Source organism: Massilia sp. P2_C2, from assembly GCF_056404615.1.
The window spans coordinates 1-4,858 of record NZ_JBFUDR010000396.1 but is presented as its reverse complement, the minus strand read 5'-3'; the positions used below and the strand labels follow the sequence as shown (position 1 = coordinate 4,858).

The window sequence follows — 4,858 nt, the reverse complement described above, 5'->3', positions numbered from 1 at the left end:
GCGCGAACGCGAGCACGGTGCTGGGCGGCTTCAATGTCGCGACCGAAGTGTCGGTGCGCCGCAACACGCCTCTCGTGTCCGACCCGACCCCGAACTTCCTCGGCACACAGGGCCCGGGCACGCCTGCCAACAACAGCAACAACCCGGCCTATGCCGTGGGGAACACGGCGCACGCCAACCTGTCGGCGATCTACGTGCTACCCACCAACCGGCTGTTCCAGGGCGGCACCTTCCTCGGCGAGATCGCCTGGAACCGCACGACCAGCGTGACCAGCCGGGGCTCGCTCGACCCCAACACCACGCGCGACGCCACCGCGATCCGCATGATCTTCGAGCCGGCCTACTACCAGATCATCAACGGCCTGGATATCACGATCCCGCTCGGCCTGGGCTACAACATCGATGGCCGTTCCTCGGCCGTCGCGCAGTTCAACGGTGGCGCCTCCCATGGCGGCGACGCCTCCATCGGCATCAACGGTACCTGGCAACAGGACTGGAAGTTCGGCCTGGCCTACAACCGCTTCCTCGGCACGGCCGGCACCTTCCTGAAGAACAATCCGGTCACCAACACCCCGATGCTCAGCTACGCGCAGGCGCTCAAGGACCGCGACTTCATCTCCTTCAACATCAAACGCTCGTTCTAAGGAAAACGCACATGAAGATGAACCTGAAACTCGCCGTCGCCGCCATCGCCGCGGCGGCAAGCGTCAACGCCATGGCCGCCGTATCGGCCGAAGAAGCGGCCAGGCTGAAGTCCGCGTTGACCCCGATGGGCGCGGAAAAGGCCGGCAACAAGGACGGCACGATTCCCGCCTGGGACGGTGCCTACACCAGGGTGCAGCCGGGCTACAAGCCGGGCGATGCACGCGTCGATCCGTTCGCCGCCGAAAAGCCGCTGTTCGCGATTACCGGCAAGAACGTGGACCAGTATGCGGGCAAGCTGTCGGCCGGCACGATCGCGATGCTGAAGAAGTATCCGAACTACCGCGTCGACGTTTACCCGACCCACCGCACCGGCGGCGCACCGGAGTGGGTGTACGACAACACCTTCAGGAACGCGACGCGCGCCAAAATCGCCGACAACGGCCAGGGCGTGGAAGGCGCCTACGGCGGCATTCCGTTCCCGCTCCCGAAGTCGGGCTATGAAGTACTGTGGAACCACCGCCTTGCCTGGACCGGCGAAACGGCCACCTTCCCGCTGCGCACCTGGGTCGTCACGCCGGACGGCAAGCGGTCGATGGCGACCGAGGCCGAACAGACGATCATGCGGCCCGCCTATTTCAAGGAAGGCAGCCCGGACAAGTTCGAAGGCTACTACCAGTACGGCCGCCTGATCACGCGTGCCCCCGCATCCAAGGCCGGCGAAGGCATCCTCGCGCACGACGGCATCGACGACAGGCACGCGCGCGGACTGTGGCAATACCTGGTCGGCCAGCGCCGGGTGCGCCGCGGCCCGTCGATCGCCTACGACACGCCGGACTCGGTCACGTCGGGCATCGGATTCTTCGACGAGGCGTTCATGCTGTTCGGCCCGATCGACCACCATGAGCTCAAGCTGGTCGGCAAGAAGGAGATGGTCATCCCGTACAACAACAACCGCGCGGCCTCCGCCAAAATCGCCGATCTCGTCGGCCCGCAGTTCCTCAACCCCGATCTCGTGCGCTGGGAATTGCACCGCGTGTGGGAAGTCGAGGCGACCGTCGCCCCCGGCAAGCGCCACGTCGTCGCCAGGCGCCGCTACTACGTCGACGAGGATACCTGGCAGATCATCCTGATCGACGGCTACGACGCCCAGGGCGAGATCTGGCGCAGCAACTACACCCTGACCCTGCTCGCGCCGGATATTCCAGCCGTGGTCGGCAACGTCATGTGGGGCACCTACAACGTCCAGACGGGGGCGTACCTGCTGAATGCGTCGTCGAACGAGACGGCGGTGCAGTACAAGGCGATTCCGCGCCTGCCGCTCAGCTATTTCAGCCCGGAAGAACTCGCCAACCAGGGTTCCCGATAATCCGGTACACACAAAGGAAGTCCTATGTCCCGAATGAGTCGATTGGCGCGGGTGTTCGCCTGCGCCGTGTGGGCCGCGGCGCCGGCGGCCCGGCCGGCGGCACCGGCCGTGCTGGAACAACCGGCGCTGAGTTCGCCCAAGGCGCTCGGCGCGGTGATGCTGGCAGTCGCCCGTGCCGGCAACCGCCTGGTGGCGGTGGGCGAACGCGGCACGATCCTGCTGTCCGATGACGACGGCAAGACCTGGAAGCAGGCGCAGGTACCGGTCAGGACCAGCCTGACAGCGGTGCAGTTCGTCGACGCCAAGTCGGGCTGGGCAGTCGGCCACCTGGGGGTCGTGCTCAAGACGGAGGATGGCGGCCAGACCTGGATCAGGCAACTCGATGGCATGCAGGCGGCCGCGCTCGCCCTGCAAGCGGCCAGGCAGAGCGGTGACGGCAAGGCCATCGCCGACGCCGAGCGCCTCGTCGCGGACGGCCCCGACAAACCCTTCTTCGACCTGTACTTCGAAAACACGCGGACCGGTTACATCGTCGKCGCCTACAACCTGGTATTCAGGACGACCGATGGCGGCGGCACCTGGCAGCCGTGGCAGACGCACGTCGCCAATCCGAAGGGCTTGCATCTCTACGGCATCCGCGCGGCCGGCGGTGCGCTCTACATCGCGGGCGAACAGGGCCTGCTGTTGCGCTCGATCGACCAGGGGGCCAGCTTCGTACCGCTCGAGTCGCCCTACAAGGGCACATGGTTCGGCCTGCTGGCGGCGCATGGCGGCCCGCTGATCGCGTTCGGCCTGCGCGGCAACGCCTTCCGCTCGGATGACGGCGGCCACAGCTGGCACGGGATCGATACCGGCACCCAGTCCGCAATCGCTGCGGGCACCGAACTGGCGGATGGTGCGCTGGTCCTCGTGAGCCAGGGTGGCGACCTGCTGGTCAGCCGCGACCGCGGGCACAGCTTCGCGCCGCAAAAAAGCGAGCCGCTGCCGCTGGCGGCGGTGGCGCAGGCACGGGACAACGGCCTGATCGTTGCCGGCCTGCGCGGTGTCAAGCGCCTGACAGCGCTTTCCCAATGATCTAAGGCCGGAACATCAATGAAAACAGATATCGATCTGGACCAACAACCCGTCGTGCGCCGCCTGGAGGATTTCGATGCGAAATCCGGCAACCTGGCCGAGCGCGCCCTGTTCAACCACCGTCCGCTCATCGTCCTTCTGTGCCTGTTGGCCACGTTCCTGCTGGGCTGGCAGGCGACGCGCATCAAGCTCAACGCGAGCTTCGAGAAGACGATTCCGACCGCGCATCCGTATGTCGCCAACTACCTGGCCAACAAGGCGGACCTGACCGGCCTGGGCAACGCGATCCGCATCGCCGTCGAAGCGCCCGCCGGCACCATCTTCGACCGGCACTACCTCGATGTGCTGCAACACCTGAACGACGAGGTGTACCTGCTGCCCGGCGTCGACCGGCCGTTCATGAAGTCGCTCTGGACCGCCAACACGCGCTGGGTCGCCGTCACCGAGGAGGGCCTCGATGGCGGCACCGTGATCCCGGACGGTTATGACGGTTCTTCCGCCAGCCTGGCGCAGCTGCGGGCCAACGTCGCGCGTTCCGGCGAGATCGGCCAGATCGTGGCGGCCAACTTCAAGTCGAGCATCGTGTTCGTGCCGCTGCTCGACACCAATCCGAAGACCGGCAAGCCGCTCGACTACCGCGAGTTCTCCACGCAGCTCGAACAGGTGCGCGCCAAATACGAGGCGCAAGGCGTGCGCATCCACATCACCGGCTTCGCCAAGATCGTCGGCGACCTGATCGAAGGTTTGCGCCAGGTGCTGCTGTTCTTCGTGCTGGCGATCGCCATCGCCAGCGCCGTCCTGTTCTGGTATACGCGCTGCTGGCGCAGCACCACGCTGGTGGTGGCCTGCTCGCTCATTGCCGTGTTGTGGCAGTTCGGCCTGCTCGCCAGCGTCGGCTACGAACTCGATCCGTATTCGATCCTGGTGCCCTTTCTCGTGTTCGCGATCGGCATGAGCCATGGCGCCCAGAAGATGAACGGCATCATGCAGGACATCGGCCGCGGGATCCATCAGGTGGTGGCCGCCCGCTACACCTTCCGCCGCCTGTTCGTCGCCGGCCTGACGGCGCTGCTGTGCGACGCGGTCGGGTTCCTGGTGCTGACGATCATCCAGATCAAGGTGATCCAGGACCTGGCGGTGATCGCCAGCATCGGCGTCGCGGTGCTGATCTTCACCAACCTCGTGCTGCTGCCCATCCTGCTGTCCTACACCGGGGTGAGCCACGCGGCGGCGGCACGCAGCCTGCAAGGCGAGGACGGCCGCAAGCACTGGCTGTGGGCCCTGCTCGACCGGTTCACCCGGCGCCGCTGGGCGGCGGCCACGGTGCTGGCCAGCCTGCTGATCGGCGTTTTCGGTTCCCTGGTCAGCCTGCACCTGAAGGTCGGCGACCTGGATCCGGGTGCGCCGGAGCTGCGTCCCGACTCGCGCTACAACCGCGACAACGCCTACCTGGTCGGCAATTACGCGGCCAGCTCGGACATTTTCGTGGTGATGGTCAAGACGCCCGACGACAAGTGCACCCAGTACGACACGCTCGCCAGCGTCGACGACCTGGCCTGGCAACTCGAGCAGTTGCCGGGCGTGGAATCGACCAATTCGATGGCGGCCCTGTCCAAGCTGTCCACCACGGGCTACAACGAAGGCAACTTCAAGTGGTACGACCTGATCCCGAACGAGGGCGCGCTGGGGGCGGTGCAGACCCGCGCGCCGCGCGAGCTGTTCAACCAGAGCTGCTCGCTGCTCACGCTGTATGTCTACCTGAAGGATCACAAG

Annotated in this window: 4 protein-coding genes; all 4 read left to right on the top strand. The window is 66.0% G+C overall.

Annotation, left to right across the window (positions count from 1 at the left end):
• Positions 1–644: DUF1302 family protein (locus tag AC1DYX_RS27915; RefSeq protein WP_477264975.1), on the top strand; the 644-nt coding region annotated here is incomplete at its 5' end.
• Between the two features lie 11 nt (positions 645–655).
• Positions 656–2,011, top strand: coding sequence for a DUF1329 domain-containing protein (locus tag AC1DYX_RS27910; protein ID WP_477264973.1), 1,356 nt, complete (start codon positions 656–658; stop codon positions 2,009–2,011).
• A 24-nt stretch (positions 2,012–2,035) separates the two neighbouring features.
• Positions 2,036–3,085, top strand: a complete 1,050-nt coding sequence (locus AC1DYX_RS27905; protein WP_477264971.1) for a WD40/YVTN/BNR-like repeat-containing protein — start codon at positions 2,036–2,038, stop codon at positions 3,083–3,085.
• 18 nt (positions 3,086–3,103) lie between these two features.
• Positions 3,104–4,858: efflux RND transporter permease subunit (locus AC1DYX_RS27900; protein ID WP_477264969.1), on the top strand; the 1,755-nt coding region annotated here is incomplete at its 3' end.